This window comes from Enterococcus sp. H57, from assembly GCF_003112495.1.
Lineage (GTDB): Bacteria > Bacillota > Bacilli > Lactobacillales > Enterococcaceae > Enterococcus_B > Enterococcus_B faecium.
This window is the reverse complement of sequence record NZ_BEHC01000005.1, coordinates 51,382-65,989: the sequence shown is the minus strand read 5'-3', so window position 1 is coordinate 65,989 and position 14,608 is coordinate 51,382. Positions and strand designations below refer to the sequence as shown.

15 protein-coding genes are annotated in these 14,608 nt (G+C 38.2%); 13 read left to right on the top strand and 2 right to left on the bottom strand.

Annotated elements, in window-relative coordinates; translation table 11 throughout:
- Nucleotides 1-166: 166 nt before the first annotated feature.
- Both DIZ30_RS01455 and DIZ30_RS01450 read left to right on the top strand, forming a co-directional pair.
- A complete protein-coding gene (locus tag DIZ30_RS01455) occupies nucleotides 167-1,507 on the top strand; it encodes a M20 family metallopeptidase (protein ID WP_002294399.1) in 1,341 nt (446 codons plus the stop codon).
- A 153-nt stretch (nucleotides 1,508-1,660) separates the two neighbouring features.
- Nucleotides 1,661-2,398, top strand: coding sequence for a thioesterase (locus DIZ30_RS01450; RefSeq protein WP_002294400.1), 738 nt, complete (start codon nucleotides 1,661-1,663; stop codon nucleotides 2,396-2,398).
- A 164-nt stretch (nucleotides 2,399-2,562) separates the two neighbouring features.
- Here the strand turns inward: DIZ30_RS01450 and DIZ30_RS01445 are convergent, their stop codons facing one another.
- Nucleotides 2,563-2,784, bottom strand: a complete 222-nt coding sequence (locus tag DIZ30_RS01445; protein ID WP_002294401.1) for a ferredoxin — start codon at nucleotides 2,782-2,784, stop codon at nucleotides 2,563-2,565.
- A gap of 30 nt (nucleotides 2,785-2,814) precedes the next feature.
- Here DIZ30_RS01445 and DIZ30_RS01440 point away from each other — a divergent pair, with 30 nt between their 5' ends.
- The 10 genes from DIZ30_RS01440 (at nucleotide 2,815) to DIZ30_RS01390 (ending at nucleotide 13,166) form a co-directional block, all read left to right on the top strand.
- On the top strand, nucleotides 2,815-3,843 hold the full coding sequence (locus tag DIZ30_RS01440) for a helix-turn-helix domain-containing protein (protein WP_109023059.1): 1,029 nt from the start codon (nucleotides 2,815-2,817) through the stop codon (nucleotides 3,841-3,843).
- Nucleotides 3,830-5,233 carry an ATP-dependent DNA helicase RecQ gene (locus DIZ30_RS01435; protein WP_002323412.1) on the top strand — a complete coding sequence of 468 codons (1,404 nt, stop codon included), beginning with the start codon at nucleotides 3,830-3,832 and terminating at the stop codon, nucleotides 5,231-5,233. The genes DIZ30_RS01440 and DIZ30_RS01435 overlap by 14 nt, the downstream gene beginning before the upstream one ends.
- Before the next feature lie 65 nt (nucleotides 5,234-5,298).
- Nucleotides 5,299-5,934 (top strand): SAG1386/EF1546 family surface-associated protein, encoded by a 636-nt coding sequence (locus DIZ30_RS01430; RefSeq protein WP_002294404.1) that lies wholly within the window; start codon nucleotides 5,299-5,301, stop codon nucleotides 5,932-5,934.
- A 48-nt stretch (nucleotides 5,935-5,982) separates the two neighbouring features.
- The gene (cmk, locus tag DIZ30_RS01425) at nucleotides 5,983-6,663 is read left to right on the top strand and encodes a (d)CMP kinase (protein ID WP_002294405.1); all 681 of its coding nucleotides are present in this window, start codon (nucleotides 5,983-5,985) and stop codon (nucleotides 6,661-6,663) included.
- A 134-nt stretch (nucleotides 6,664-6,797) separates the two neighbouring features.
- Nucleotides 6,798-8,027: a 30S ribosomal protein S1 gene (rpsA, locus tag DIZ30_RS01420; protein ID WP_002294406.1), complete on the top strand. Its 1,230-nt coding sequence runs from the start codon at nucleotides 6,798-6,800 to the stop codon at nucleotides 8,025-8,027.
- A 181-nt stretch (nucleotides 8,028-8,208) separates the two neighbouring features.
- Nucleotides 8,209-9,519 carry a ribosome biogenesis GTPase Der gene (gene der / locus DIZ30_RS01415; protein ID WP_002296982.1) on the top strand — a complete coding sequence of 437 codons (1,311 nt, stop codon included), beginning with the start codon at nucleotides 8,209-8,211 and terminating at the stop codon, nucleotides 9,517-9,519.
- A 242-nt stretch (nucleotides 9,520-9,761) separates the two neighbouring features.
- Complete coding sequence (locus tag DIZ30_RS01410) at nucleotides 9,762-10,037, top strand: HU family DNA-binding protein (RefSeq protein WP_002290178.1); 276 nt, start codon at nucleotides 9,762-9,764, stop codon at nucleotides 10,035-10,037.
- A gap of 234 nt (nucleotides 10,038-10,271) precedes the next feature.
- Complete coding sequence (locus DIZ30_RS01400; RefSeq protein WP_002298135.1) at nucleotides 10,272-11,318, top strand: hypothetical protein; 1,047 nt, start codon at nucleotides 10,272-10,274, stop codon at nucleotides 11,316-11,318.
- 1 nt (nucleotide 11,319) lies between these two features.
- Nucleotides 11,320-12,579: a tetratricopeptide repeat protein gene (locus DIZ30_RS01395; RefSeq protein ID WP_002298134.1), complete on the top strand. Its 1,260-nt coding sequence runs from the start codon at nucleotides 11,320-11,322 to the stop codon at nucleotides 12,577-12,579.
- Nucleotides 12,580-12,584: 5 nt separating this feature from the next.
- Nucleotides 12,585-13,166, top strand: a complete 582-nt coding sequence (locus tag DIZ30_RS01390; RefSeq protein WP_002289878.1) for a ReoY family proteolytic degradation factor — start codon at nucleotides 12,585-12,587, stop codon at nucleotides 13,164-13,166.
- An 81-nt stretch (nucleotides 13,167-13,247) separates the two neighbouring features.
- Here DIZ30_RS01390 and DIZ30_RS01385 read toward each other — a convergent pair whose 3' ends face one another.
- Nucleotides 13,248-14,123, bottom strand: coding sequence for a YitT family protein (locus DIZ30_RS01385; protein WP_002294412.1), 876 nt, complete (start codon nucleotides 14,121-14,123; stop codon nucleotides 13,248-13,250).
- A 147-nt stretch (nucleotides 14,124-14,270) separates the two neighbouring features.
- Between DIZ30_RS01385 and DIZ30_RS01380 the strand changes: the two genes are divergently transcribed.
- Entirely contained in the window at nucleotides 14,271-14,603 is a 333-nt protein-coding gene (locus DIZ30_RS01380; RefSeq protein WP_002290045.1) for a nucleotide pyrophosphohydrolase, read from the top strand.
- Nucleotides 14,604-14,608: the final 5 nt, after the last annotated feature.

The window sequence follows — 14,608 nt, the reverse complement described above, 5'->3', positions numbered from 1 at the left end:
GTGGACAAGTCAATAGCTCCATTCAGTGAGTGTTTTTTCTTTCATCATTTGTTAAGAACATTCTCCTTGCTGATGGAGCAGGCTTAAAACGTCATTATTTGAGAAGAAGAGGTTGTGTCGGAGGAATTTGACATGACCCTTTTTAACATATTAGGAGGATAATATCATGAAAAAATTTGTGACAGAACAACATCATGAACAAGCATTAGAATCATTGAGCGAATTGATCCGAATTCCTTCCGTACTAGATGAAGCAGATTCAGGACAAGGACATCCCTTCGGTAAAAAAGTGATTGAAGCTTTGGATAAAGTATTGGAAATCAGTGAAAAGCTAGGATTTAGAACATTTAAAGATCCAGAAGGCTATTACGGTTATTCAGAGATTGGCTCTGGAGATGAATTATTCGGTATCTTGTGCCATATGGACGTTGTTCCAGCAGGGGACGAAAATAATTGGGAAACAAAACCATTCGATCCAACTATAAAAGACGGCTGGTTAGTTGGTCGCGGATCCCAAGATGACAAAGGTCCTTCTATTGCGGCAATGTATGCCGTCAAAGCTTTGATTGATGCTGGCGTGGAATTCAAGACACGTATTCGTTTTATCTTTGGTACAGATGAAGAAAATTTATGGCGTTGTTTAGAAAAATATAACGAAAAAGAAGAAGGAATTACGCAAGGATTTGCGCCAGATGCTGAATTTCCTTTAATTTATGCAGAAAAAGGCTTATTGCAAGCTTACTTGACAGGACCAGGAACGAACGAGTTTTCTGTAAAAGCTGGAGGAGCGTTGAATGTTGTTCCTGATGCAGCTCCTTACTCTGGAGAAAAGCTTTCTGAAGTAAAAGAAGCATTGAAAAAACACGAATTCGATTTCGAAGAACAAGGTGAAGGCATCGTCGTTCTTGGTAAAAGTATCCACGCGAAAGATGCAGCACAAGGAGTGAATGCTATTTCTCGTCTGGCAATTGCTCTTTCAGAAGTATTCGATTTTGGCCCAATCAATTTCTTAGGAAAATTAGTTCAAGAAAATGCAACTGGTGAAGCTGTCGTGGGCAAAACAGAAGATGAACAATCCGGCGAGCTAACGATGAACTTTGCAAGTTTGGAAATCACACCAGAACAAACAAAAATCGGTGTAGATATGAGAATCCCTGTTACATTCAAGAAAGATGATTTAGTAGCTAAATTAACTAAAACAGCAGAAAAATATGGGTTGACTTATGAAGAATTTGACTTCCTTGATTCATTATACGTGCCACTAGACAGTGAGTTAGTGAAAAATCTATTGGGGACATATCGCGATATTACTGGAGACATGACTGAACCGTTTGTATCAGGCGGCGCTACTTTTGCTCGTACGATGAACCAGTGTGTGGCATTCGGTGCGATGTTCCCTGATACTCCTGACTTTATGCACCAGGCGAATGAACGATGGGAATTAAGTAGTATGTATAAAGCAATGGAAATTTATGCAGAAGCTGTGTATCGTTTATGTGCTAAATAAAAATAAACATACAAAAAGGGCGGATATTCAAATGGATATTCCGTCTTTTTTTATTTGATGCTGGAAAGTTTGCATTTCTCTCTTATTTTTTTTAAGGTATAATCATACTTGATTAAGAAAAAGGGGTCACTCAGATAGAAAAGGTGGGAGAAAGTGAAAATATTTAGACGAATACTAATTGGCTTAGTCATCATTTTAGGATTACTCGGTGGAGCCGGTTATTACTATATACAGCAAAATACGTACGAACCATCGTCAGAAGCGCAAGTGTTGGTAAAAGAAGGAAAAAACAAAGAAGATTACTTATTTTTTGAAGGAGAGAAAAAGAATCATGGAAAGTCTCCATTACTTATTTTTTATCCTGGTGCTCTCGTAGAGCCAGAAAGTTATAGTATTTGGGCGCAAGATTTAGCAAAAAACGGCTTTTCAGTCGCTATTGTCAAAATGCCACTTGATCTAGCAGTGATGGGCGGAAACAAAGCGGATAAGGTCAAAGAAGATTTTCCAAATTCCGATTATGTGATCGGTGGCCATTCATTAGGTGGCGTAATGGCAAGTCGTTATGTCAATAAGAATCATTCAGACAAACATTTAAAAGGGGTATTCTTCATGGCAAGTTATCCCGACAAAAAAGGAACATTGACAGAATCAGCTGTTCCTGTTTTATCGATCACGGCGACAAAAGATAAAGTATTGAATCAGGAAGCTTATCAAGAAGCTAAGCAGTATTTACCGGAAAGAACAGAGTATGTATCAATCAATGGCGGAAATCATGGAGGTTTTGGCAGCTATGGTGAGCAAAAAGGAGATGGAGAGGCAGAAATTTCTAACGCAGACCAGCAAACTGTGATCGTCAATACATTGGAAAACTGGCTGAAAAAGTTGAAATAATATAAATGGGTCCTATAGGGTCCGTGAAAAAACTAGTCAATTAACTATAGATAGCAAATGAATCTTTCAAAATAAGTCGGGATTTCACGGAACAAGAGAAACAGATCCCGGCTTATTTTCAAGTTTAGAGAACTTAGTGTACGTTTTTAAAGTTTCGTTTATATTTATATTTTATTTTCTAATAAAATCGCTCGAACTGGACATTTTTGATACGCTTTTTTTACATATGTTTCTTCTTCCGGCATCACGAACTGTTGATGAGCCTCTGGTTCTTGGGCAAATAAAACGATTCCTTCTTCATCATAATCGAAAATATCTGGCGCTTCGATTTGACAAAGACCGCATGCAATACAGCGTTCAGGTACAAGTTTACATAGTAGTGACATTTCTAACCATCCTAACTTAAGGAGAATAATATGATTGTTTTTATTTTATCGCTATTTTCATCAGGACACAAGCTGCGGATTAGTTCTCTTTACCAACTCCTTGTGGGAAAACGAACGACTTCAGTACTTATTTATGGATTTACCCACGAACTTTTGTTTATCCATAACAGTTTTCCAGAATTGAAGCAGGATAAGTTTTATCAAATTTTGCAAAAAATTGCGCAGCAAGGTTGGATCGAAATAAATGAAAATGAAGCAAAGCTAACGCCTGCAGGGGCTGATATGTTGTCCGAACATCAAATAGAACATACTGGTTTGCGTTTTGACCGCTATGGCAGAACAGGGGAAACTAGTTGGCGGCTCATTAAATTTGCTGTTCAAGTAATTTCTAATCTGGCAACGGGTATTCAAGACTATCTTCCAGCAGAGACAAGTCCTTTTTATACTTTCCAACTAAAAAAATGGCTTAGTGAAAGCCAATTGCCACGTGAAATTTTGATTGATACTGCGTATGAGAGTTTGGTGCAGCTGTTTTCGGAGATACCAGAAGAAGCAGATTTTTTAGCTAACCAATTATCTGGAAATGAGCGAACAGGGCTGCTTCCTTATCAGCTGGCAAAAAACAATGATGAGTCAGCGGTTTATCTGCAACAAAGCAGATGTATCCACCTTTTGTTAGCACAAATCGAAAAACGGCCAGATTCGCTTTGGCACGCTTTGATCGATTCATTATTACAGCAAAATTTCAATCAAAGCATGATGATCACCAAGCAGATGTTTATGAATGGTCAGACAATTGACCAGATTATGGCAATCCGTCATTTAAAAAGAGGAACAGTAACAGATCATCTTATTGAGTGGGCCTTGTTTTTTGATGATTTTCCATACGAGCGGATTCTCTCTGCAGAAACAATCGAACGTTTGGAACCAAATAAGGATTCCGTGCGAGAGTGGCGCTTTAGCGAATGGAATGTAGATGGACAATTAGATTATGGAGAATTTCGTTTGTATCAAATCTATCTATTGAGAAAGGAAGCGATACAGAATGTTAATAAATGAATTAAAAAAATATTTTGGATTTGATTCATTTCGTCCCGGCCAAGAAGAAATCATTCAGGCGTTGCTTGATGGAGAAGATACTCTCGCTATTTTGCCTACAGGAACGGGAAAAAGCCTTTGCTATCAATTGACGGGGTATTTAATGGAAGGTCTGGTCATCATCGTGTCACCGCTGCTTTCTCTAATGGAAGATCAAGTGACGCAATTACAAAAACGAGGGGAGAAACGAGTAGCTGCTTTCAATAGTTTACTTTCGCAATCTGAAAGAAGATACGTCCTCCGTCATCTATCGCAATATAAATTTTTGTTTTTGAGTCCCGAAATGTTGACTAATCCTTCTCTTTTAGAGCATCTGAAAAAACAAAATATTGCGTTATATGTAGTAGATGAGGCTCATTGCGTGTCTCAATGGGGAGTTGATTTCCGTCCAGAATATCAACAGTTAGGAAAAATCCGAAAGCTTTTAGGAAACCCGGTCACACTGGCACTAACGGCGACAGCAACAGATTTAGTAGCAAGAGATATACGTCATGTACTATTTGATCGACCACCAAAAGAGATCAGACAATCAGTCAATCGGCAAAATATCTCGCTTTTTGTTCGGAAAACGCAGCAAAAAGAACAAGAACTTGAACACTTCATGGAAAGAGCACAAGGAGCGGCAATCATTTATTGTGCAACAAAAAAAGAAGTCGAACGATTGTATCATTTATTCAGGGAACGTTTTACAGTTGGATACTATCACGGTGGTCTTGATGCAGCTCAAAGAAGACAACTTCAACAGCAGTTTGTAAAAAATCAGCTGCAGTTTCTCATTGCTACGAATGCATTTGGTATGGGGATCGATAAATCTGATATCCGTTATGTGATCCATTATGATTTGCCAGACAGTCTAGAAAACTATGTACAAGAAATCGGTCGAGCAGGCAGAGATCAGGAAGAAAGTGCAGCAATTCTTTTTTATCAAAGTGGGGATGAACGTATCCATTATTTCTTTAATCAACTTTCTAGAGAACAGCGACAAAGTTTTGAGCTTTATTTGGAATATGCCACAGAGCAAGCTCCCTTTGATGAGCTGCAAAAAAAATGGATGGAGCTGATCCAGCAGTCTGAAAAACCAGAAAATTGGGTGGAACGGCTCAAACATCAGGAAAAAGAAAAAGAATTCCGCCTGCAGCAGATGCTTCGCTATATTAATGAAGAAAACTGCCGCAGAAAATTCATCTTAGCTTATTTTGGCGAAAAACTCTCCGAAAAGCCGCAGAATTGTTGTGATATTGATGGAGCAAAAGCAGAACTTCTGCCAAAGAGGAAGCTTTTTTCTAAGACTGAACAACTTCATTGGGAAACGATTTTACTAAATTTATTTAAAAAAAACATGGAACATTGATTTTTTAGGACAAGACACTTTTTCCTATGGTATAATACACACGATAGAGTTTAGGAGGTAAAACAGTGAGCAGAAAAGATAGACATCAATCTACAGAAAATAACGAAACACAAGAACCATGGGAACAACCAATCTACGATACAGATGATGAAGTTTCATCAAGAAGTTCTCAGAGACAACAAAAGAAAGGAAATACATTATTTCTTTCGCTATTTTTGATTTTACTGGTCTTATGTATCGCTATTCCAGCAGGTGCTTATTTCTGGATCAGAAATGGATCAAGCAACAATGCAACAGCAGCAACTTCTTCTGAAACTTCGACATCAGTAGTAGAAAGTTCTACAAGTACAACAAAAGAGGAGTCAACTGAGACTTCAACAGTAGAATCTAGTACAATCGCGGAAGAATCTACTGTGTCTCAAGATACAGGTGTAACGTCAGAAAGCAGTATTGCAGCAGAGACAACACCGACTTCCTCAAGTGAGGCAACTTATCAAGCAGGGGATTCAAGCAGCAATGCAGCAGAAACAACACCTTCTTCATCAGCTGCAGCCGGTTCAACAACGACTGTTCAAGCAGGCGAAGGTCCAAAACAAGTGGCTGAGCGTGCAGGGATCACCACTGATCAATTGTTTGAATTGAATGGCTTAGATCCAAACAACTTTATGCTTTACCCTGGTCAAGAATTAAGAATTAAATAATAATAGCCGCGCTTTGCGGCTTTTTTTTTGAGAAAAAGGAGTTATATCATGACACAAATCAGTATTGCAATCGACGGGCCTGCTTCATCTGGGAAAAGTACCGTTGCCAAGATATTAGCAAAAGAATTGAATTATATTTATACAGATACCGGTGCCATGTATCGCGCAGTAACTTATTTAGCTATTACGAACAATGTATCTTTTTCAGATGAAGAAGGGCTAGTTTCGCTGATCAAAAAGTATCCTATCTCTTTTTCGCAACAAGAAGATGGACAGCATGTATTCATAGCATCAAAAGATGTGACTTTAGAAATCCGTCAACCAGATGTCACAAAAGCTGTTTCTGAAGTCTCTGCACATGGAAAAGTCAGAGAAGAATTAGTTGCTATCCAACGAAAAATAGGGGAACGCGGTGGCGTTGTCATGGACGGAAGAGACATCGGGACAGCTGTATTACCGAATGCAGAAGTGAAAATCTTTTTAGTAGCAAGCGTAAGTGAGCGTGCAGAAAGACGTTTCAAAGAGAACCAAGAAAAAGGAATTCCGACTGATCTTGAAACACTGACGAAAGAGATACAGGAAAGAGACCATTATGATTCAACAAGGGACGTCTCTCCGCTGAAGCAAGCAGAGGATGCTGTTCGTATCGATACGACTGGCAAATCGATTCCAGAAGTCGTTGCAGCAATAAAAGCTGTTGTTTTGAAAAAAGGTTATCTTCTTTTTTAAATTAAGAAAAAAAATGAAAAACAATTGTTTTTTCAAGGAAAACGAACGAAATCGCTTTATTTTTTTTGAATAATCAATTAAACTAAAAACAGTACCGTACTTACGGCAGAATGTTGGTTAGGAGGACAAGTGTTATGACAGAATTTGATCAAAATCAAGAGAACAACCAGTCAATGGAAGACGCAATGAAAAGCGTACAAGAAGTAAAAGTTGGCGATGTTGTTAAGGGCGAAGTTTTAGTCATTGAAGACAAACAAGTGATTGTCGGAATCGAAGGGGCTGGAGTTGAAGGAGTCGTTCCGGCAAAAGAATTATCAACTTTGCCGGTAGAAGATATCAGCGAAGTAGTAAAAGTCGGTGATGTATTAGACTTAGTCGTTATCAGTACGATCGGCAAAGATAAAGAAAACGGCAGCTACCTACTTTCAAAACGCCGTTTAGATGCTAAAAAAGTTTGGGAAGATATCGAAAGAGATTTCCAAGAGGGCAAGGTGATCGAAGCACCTGTTACAAATGTTGTCAAAGGCGGTTTAGTCGTTGACGTCGGTGTACGTGGTTTTGTCCCTGCATCAATGGTGGAAGATCATTTTGTTGCAGACTTTTCAGACTATAAAGGCAAAACATTGAGCTTTAAAATCATCGAAATCGAACCATCAGAAAATCGTTTGATCTTATCGCATAAAGCGGTAGTGGAAAACGAAAGAGAAGAAAAGAAAAAAGAAATTCTTTCAACTATCCATGAGGGAGATGTTCTCAGTGGACGTGTTGCACGTCTTACTGATTTTGGCGCATTTGTCGACCTAGGCGGAATTGACGGTCTAGTCCATGTCTCAGAGATTTCACATAGTCATGTAGCAAAACCAAGTGATGTATTGGCTGTCAATGATGATGTAAATGTCAAAGTGTTGTCTATCAATCCTGAACAAGAACGTGTTTCCTTGTCCATCAAAGACACACAGCCTGGACCTTGGTCAGAAATCGATACAAAAGCTCCAGTTGGCACAGTATTAGACGGAACAGTTAAACGTTTGACAAGCTTCGGTGCCTTTGTTGAAGTGTTCCCTGGAGTAGAAGGGCTAGTCCATATCTCTCAAATTTCACATAAACATATTGCGACACCACATGAAGTGCTTCATGAAGGTGACGAAGTGAAAGTGAAAGTATTAGAGATCCATCCAGAAGAACATCGTATTGCATTGAGTATCAAAGCTTTAGAAGAAAAACCAGCTTCAGAAGAAGAACCAAAAAATGTTGAGTCTTATGAATTACCAGAAGAAAATACTGGATTTACTATGGGAGACATTTTAGGTGATGCGTTGAAAGAAGAAGTAGAAGAAAAAGCAACCGATGATTCTGAAAAATAATTGATTTTGTATCTGTGACTGAGATGAAAGCAGCTGCTTTTGTCTCAGTTTTTCTTTTGAAAAGCGATTAGTATTTCAATAAGGAATAAAAATACTTCGTTTAATTGACAATCTATGCTTGAAAGTTGGCAATGCATTCGTTAAACTAAGTGAGATTGGAAACTTGTGAGGAGGAAATAATATGGCAAATCCAACAATTGCAATCGTTGGCCGCCCGAACGTCGGTAAGTCTACGATTTTTAACCGCATCGCTGGTGAGCGTATCTCGATTGTCGAAGATACTCCTGGAGTAACTCGTGATCGTATTTATGCAAAAGGTGAATGGTTAGGTCGAGAATTCAGCGTGATCGACACAGGCGGAATTGATCTTGGCGATGAACCCTTTATGGATCAGATCAAGCATCAAGCAGAAATCGCGATTGAAGAAGCGGATGTAATCATTTGTGTAGTCAGCGGACGCGAAGGCGTGACAGACGCAGATGAGATGGTTGCGAAAATTTTATACAGAAGTAATAAACCAGTGATTTTAGCAGTCAATAAAGTAGATAATCCAGAAATGAGAAACGATATCTATGAATTTTATTCCTTAGGGCTAGGCGATCCTTATCCTGTTTCAGGAAGCCATGGACTAGGGATTGGTGATATTTTAGATGAAGCAGTGAAGTATTTCTCTGAAGAGACTGAAGAAGAGGACGACGACACGATTAAGTTTAGTTTGATTGGTCGCCCAAATGTTGGTAAATCCTCTTTGATCAATGCGATTTTAGGAGAAGAACGTGTAATTGTTTCGGATATTGAAGGAACGACCCGAGACGCAATCGACACCCACTTCGTTTCTGAAAGTGGTCAGAAATTCTTAATGATCGATACAGCTGGTATGCGTAAACGCGGAAAAGTATACGAAAATACTGAAAAATACAGCGTGATGCGTGCAATGCGTGCCATTGACCGTTCTGATATCGTTTTGATGGTACTGAATGCTGAAGAAGGGATTCGGGAACAAGACAAGCGAGTAGCGGGTTACGCCCATGAAGCTGGTCGTGGAATTATTATCGTCGTGAATAAATGGGATCTTGTAAAGAAAGAAACCAATACAATGCGTGATTTCGAACAAGAGATTCGTGATGAATTCCGGTATCTTGATTACGCTCCAATCGTTTTTGTTTCTGCAGTGACTAAACAACGGTTGGAACGTCTGCCTGAAATGATCGAACAAGTAAGTATGAACCAGAATCTTCGTATCTCTTCGGCTGTGTTGAATGATATCATTATGGATGCTGTAGCAATCAATCCAACACCAACAGATAAAGGAAAACGCCTGAAGATTTTTTATGCTACACAAGTCGCTGTCAAACCACCTACATTTGTCGTTTTTGTCAATGAAGAGGAATTGATGCATTTTTCTTATGAACGTTTCTTAGAAAATCAAATCAGAAAAGCATTTACTTTTGAAGGGACGTCCATCCGAATTATCCCTCGTAGGAGAAAATAGGCATTTTACCATATCGACGTTTTTTTTTCAAAAGAAAAAGACAGTTTCGTTTGTTACGTTTCTATGACTAAAAAAAGCATGTGAAAATTGGTAAAAACCTTGCTATTAAGCGGTTCATATGATATCGTGATAACAGAATATTGAAGTTAATCAATATTTCTTTTTAAACTTCTGGACCACTCAGAAAGTTTTAACTAAATGATATTTCTATCATATCTCTTGTGGAGGAGGTGAATCTATCCATGGCAAACAAAGCAGAATTAATCGAAAAAGTTGCTTCAGCTACTGATTTAACTAAAAAAGATGCAACTGCAGCAGTAGATGCTGTATTTTCAACTATTCAAGATGCTTTAGCTAACGGCGAAAAAGTTCAATTAATCGGTTTTGGTAACTTTGAAGTTCGCGAACGCGCAGCTCGCAAAGGTCGCAACCCACAAACTGGTGAAGAAATCGAAATTCCAGCTAGCAAAGTACCTGCATTCAAACCAGGTAAAGCATTAAAAGACGCTGTTAAATAAGACAGTTGAAAAAGCGCTTGTGGCTCTAGGGCTACAAGTGCTTTTCTTTTTATTTCCTAGCAGAAAAGGAATAAATAAGAGACAGAGATTCCGAATCCGTATGTCATACATAGAAAACACATGTATTTTATTTAATTTTTATTTATTTCCAAGTTATGAGGTGAGCTTTGCTCTTATCTTTTCTAGAATTTGCTTACTAATGGTAAAATAAAAATAAGAAGAGGAGGGATGCGTATGGAACTTGATTATCAAGTAGAAGATGCGTTGACGAAAGTGTTTTACGGAGAAACGCTAGTCAGCCAGCTAAGAGAACTTTCCATTGATCAGCCAATCTTATTTTTAACGAATCAGCGCTATTATGATTTGTTTGCAGATAAGATCAACCCGTTATTTGCAAATCAAGCAAACAATGACTGGTATATTTGTGCCAACACTCAATGCAATCATTTAACAGAATTAAAGAACCTGCTTGATTTCGTCAAACGCTATCCCGAAAATCAATCCATGTTTATCATCGGATTTGGAAATGAAGGGATCATGGATCTGGCAGGTTTTTTTCAAAAACATACAACCCTTGATTCATCACTATGGATGATCCCTGTATCGATCCGTTCTCTAAGCCGAGCATTAACACCGCAGCGGACGATTTTGCAGCTACCAAATCGTGTAGTACTGCAAACCATCAATCTGCCAGAACGCATCGTTTATGATCAAACAATCAGCGAGCGGCAAGTGGACGGAAAGCAGATTGACTTTTTGACTTTTATCTGTTGCGGAATGATTTGTGATCATCGTTTTTTGCAAAATCTGTATAAAAACTATCCAAATAAAAAGCAATTAACGACTCGGCCGTTTGCCGGGATGATCGAAGAAATGATCTATTTTTATCAATTAGAGGCAGAAAACCTGTCAAATTATGGTAAACTGTTTGAACAAGCTTTTTATCTGACCGAAAATGGCCATCTACTTTCTGCTAGTATGAAAAAATTTTTAGGAATGATGTTTCATTTCGTGTGGAATCTCCAAGCATATCCTTTTGATTTCCAACTAAAAAACTTTTTTGTGTGGCTGGACTTGCTTGGCTATCCAATCCACTGGCTGGAACAGATTTCAAAGATGGAGTATTTGGAAAAAGTTCTTTTTTTGGCAGAAAAAAGCAAAAAAATACTTGTTTTAGAAAAAATAGGTATAATAGACGGATACCAACGTCCAAACGAAAAAGAATTATTGAGAACAATGACGGTATTTCAACAAATCGTCAGTGAGATAAGAGGGAATTGAAATGAATACAAATAGCGAAAAAATGTTGCAAGCTTTATCAGATGAAGACTTGTCACAAGCACAAATCTTTTTAGAAAAAGCATTAAAAGAAGACCCAGCAGATATATTAGCTGAACTAGGCGAAGAATTGCTGGCTATTGGCTTTTTGATCGAAGCAAAACAGATTTTTGAACAACTGATCAACCAATACCCAGAAAATGACGGACTGAACATCCCGTTAGCAGAAATTGCAATCGAAGATAATGAGATCGACTTAGCTTTTGAATACCTGGAAAAAGTGGATAAGCAAAGTGATTACTATCCGCAAAGCTTATTGGCGATAGCTGATTTGTACCAAGTTATCGGAATCCCTGAAGTGAGTGAAGCAAAATTGAAAGAAGCAGCTGGGTTGCTTCCTGATGAACCATTGATCCAGTTTGCGCTAGCTGAATTGTATTTTTCAGTTGATCGTTTCAAAGAGGCAGCAGTGGTTTATGAAACATTGTTGGCAAGCGGGATAAATGAAATTTCAGGAATCTCGATGCAGGAACGTTTAGGACAATCCTTAAGTATGCAAGGAGAATTCGAAGCAGCTATCGCACCTTTAGAAGAAGCACTGAAAGAAGAAAGGACAGATGATCGACTGTTCCAGCTAGCTTTTACGAATCTTCAATTGAAAGAAAATCAGCAGGCAATCAACTATCTGGAAGAACTTCGAGAAGTTAATCCGCATTATCAATCGTTATATCTATATCTAGGACAAGCTCTTCAAGAAGAAGAAATGATTGAAGAAGCACAAACAGTGTTAGAAGAAGGAATCAAAGAAAATCCTTACCAAGTCGAACTTTATCACCTGGCCTCGGAAAATGCTTTCCGTCTGCATGATAGACAGCGAGCAGAAGAACTTTTACTGAAAGCTTTAGAAGTAGGAGACAAACAAGATGAAACATTACTTACTTTAAGCAATCTTTACTTGGATGATGAAAGATATGAAGATGTGATACAAGTGATCAATCAGATGGAAGAAACTGCTAATCCTTATGCAGAATGGAACCTAGCCCATGCTTATAATGAATTAGAAGACTTTACCGTTGCAGCTGTACACTATGAACAGGCTTATCATGAACTATCACATGAACCAGATTTCTTGAAAGAGTATGCCTTTTTCTTAAGAGAAGAAGGGCAGCTGAAAAGAGCGCAAGAATTATTGACTTATTATTTAACACTTGAACCAGGAGATATGGAGGCACTGTCATTATTAGATGACCTAACAGAGAGGTGAGAAAAATGCTAATTGATGTACGGGAAAAGAAGAATTTTTTAACGTGGATGGTCAATCATGTATCTTTTAGCCGAAGAGAAGTTTTTTGGATCTTGAATTATCTTGCCAATCATGAAGCGATTTTAAGCAATGTCCACTTTGTTGAAGGGGCGAATTTTGCGGATCGAGGACTGCAGATCAGTGATCTATCTGTTGAAGGGGAACCCATGAAATTGTTTTTGCAGGGAAAAGAATTTACGGACACAGACCAGATTTTTCATGAAATCCGTTTGAATTGGAAAAAGCCTTTATATGTGGAATGTATATTCGAAAATGCTTGGCAGACAAGAGAATATCTATCTATCTTAGAAGACAATCCATTTTCTTCTTGGGATTCTTCAGTCAGTGAAGAAGATACTGAATTAATTGAACGATATTTTCAAGAAAAAGAAGAAGAGGCAAAACTAAAAATGCTTTATGCTCAAATCGATCAAGCACTAGAAGATGGAGATAGGGATGCTTTTTTGAAATTATCTGATGAAGTTAACCGAAAGATCCTTTTGCAGACACAAAAGAAAAGTAACCGGGTAAGTGAACATAACAATTAGTTAAAAATAGTATAGTACTAAAAAAGACAAAGATCAGCTGGATGTGGAATCTTTCCTCATAGCCTATCTTTGTCTTTTTTCTTATAGTTTTTTCAGTAATCTTGTCTGTGGCTTCAAATAAGTAAAGCCTTGCCCTTCCACTTCATGCACATTGATGATTGAAAGGAAAGCTTTTTCGTCAATCTCGTGGACGATCCTCTTAGCTTCAGTTAATTCACTAGAGCTAACGACCATATAGATGATTTTTTTTGAATTACCAGAGAATGCGCCTTCTCCAGAAAGAAAAGTCACACCTCTTTGCAGACCGGTCATCAGTAGTGGTGCAATCTCTTCGCTTTTGTTGGAGACGACAAGTAGACCTTTTGCAGAATATCCGCCATCTAAGATCGAATCAATCACACGACTGAAAACATACGAAACAATCAACGTATACATCATACGTTTCAAGTCGATATAGGTTAATGAAGCAAGTAAGACGATGATATCAAATGCCAATAGGGAACGCCCCATAGTGATGCCGTAATTTTGTTCTAAAATCCGAGCAATAATATCGCTGCCACCTGTTGTTCCACCCATGCGGTAGACGATCCCGCTTCCTACACCTGCAACTAAACCCGCAAGTAGAGAAACGATCAGTAGATCATGCTGTAAATTGATTTCTAGTGGAACCCTTTGCCAGATCCATAAAAAGAATGACAAAGAAAGTGTACCTAGAACTGTATAGGCCAAGGAACGTTTACCGAGGATCTTTCCTCCTAGTAAAATCAATGGGATGTTGATTAATAAAGTCGTATAAGCTGGATCAATTCCGAATAAAGCTCTTAAGATCAAGGTGATCCCTGAGACGCCCCCTTCTGCTAAATGATTAGCGATGTTCAAGTAAACAAGACCAAATGCATAAATACTTGTTCCTATAATGATAAAAAGAACTTCTTTTACTGTTTTTCGTTTGACCATATGAATTCCAGCTTTCAATTATGTATTTTCACAGAATTTCCATTTAGAAATTCCTTTCTAAATGTAGCATGGAAATTCGATTTTCTCAATTGCTCTTATCTAGGATTTGCGTTAAAGTTTTGGTAAGATAGTTTTGGAGGGAAAAAGATGGATAAAAAGCGTTCTTTATACAGTATGCAGCAGGAAGTGGATGAATATATCCAGCAATTCAAGGTGGGGTATTTCTCTCCATTAGCTCAGATGGCTCGATTAACTGAAGAAGTAGGTGAATTGGCAAGAGAAGTCAACCACACTTATGGAGAAAAAAGCAAAAAGGCTTCTGAACCAGTTAACTCGGTAGCAGAAGAACTTGGTGATGTTTTATTCGTTACGATGATCATGGCTAATTCATTGAATATCGACTTAACTGAAGTTTTTGAAAAAAACATGGAAAAATTCAATCAAAGAGACCATAATCGCTTTGAGCGTAAGGACGAGTAAACAAG

What these genes read in the sequence shown, in the direction of transcription:
- DIZ30_RS01455 (WP_002294399.1), top strand. Translation starts at nt 167, where the DNA reads ATGAAAAAATTTGTGACAGAACAACATCATGAACAAGCATTAGAATCA.
- DIZ30_RS01445 (WP_002294401.1), bottom strand. Translation starts at nt 2,784, where the DNA reads ATGTCACTACTATGTAAACTTGTACCTGAACGCTGTATTGCATGCGGT.
- DIZ30_RS01440 (WP_109023059.1), top strand. Translation starts at nt 2,815, where the DNA reads ATGATTGTTTTTATTTTATCGCTATTTTCATCAGGACACAAGCTGCGG.
- DIZ30_RS01435 (WP_002323412.1), top strand. Translation starts at nt 3,830, where the DNA reads ATGTTAATAAATGAATTAAAAAAATATTTTGGATTTGATTCATTTCGT.
- cmk (WP_002294405.1), top strand. Translation starts at nt 5,983, where the DNA reads ATGACACAAATCAGTATTGCAATCGACGGGCCTGCTTCATCTGGGAAA.
- rpsA (WP_002294406.1), top strand. Translation starts at nt 6,798, where the DNA reads ATGACAGAATTTGATCAAAATCAAGAGAACAACCAGTCAATGGAAGAC.
- der (WP_002296982.1), top strand. Translation starts at nt 8,209, where the DNA reads ATGGCAAATCCAACAATTGCAATCGTTGGCCGCCCGAACGTCGGTAAG.
- DIZ30_RS01410 (WP_002290178.1), top strand. Translation starts at nt 9,762, where the DNA reads ATGGCAAACAAAGCAGAATTAATCGAAAAAGTTGCTTCAGCTACTGAT.
- DIZ30_RS01400 (WP_002298135.1), top strand. Translation starts at nt 10,272, where the DNA reads ATGGAACTTGATTATCAAGTAGAAGATGCGTTGACGAAAGTGTTTTAC.
- DIZ30_RS01395 (WP_002298134.1), top strand. Translation starts at nt 11,320, where the DNA reads ATGAATACAAATAGCGAAAAAATGTTGCAAGCTTTATCAGATGAAGAC.
- DIZ30_RS01390 (WP_002289878.1), top strand. Translation starts at nt 12,585, where the DNA reads ATGCTAATTGATGTACGGGAAAAGAAGAATTTTTTAACGTGGATGGTC.
- DIZ30_RS01385 (WP_002294412.1), bottom strand. Translation starts at nt 14,123, where the DNA reads ATGGTCAAACGAAAAACAGTAAAAGAAGTTCTTTTTATCATTATAGGA.
- DIZ30_RS01380 (WP_002290045.1), top strand. Translation starts at nt 14,271, where the DNA reads ATGGATAAAAAGCGTTCTTTATACAGTATGCAGCAGGAAGTGGATGAA.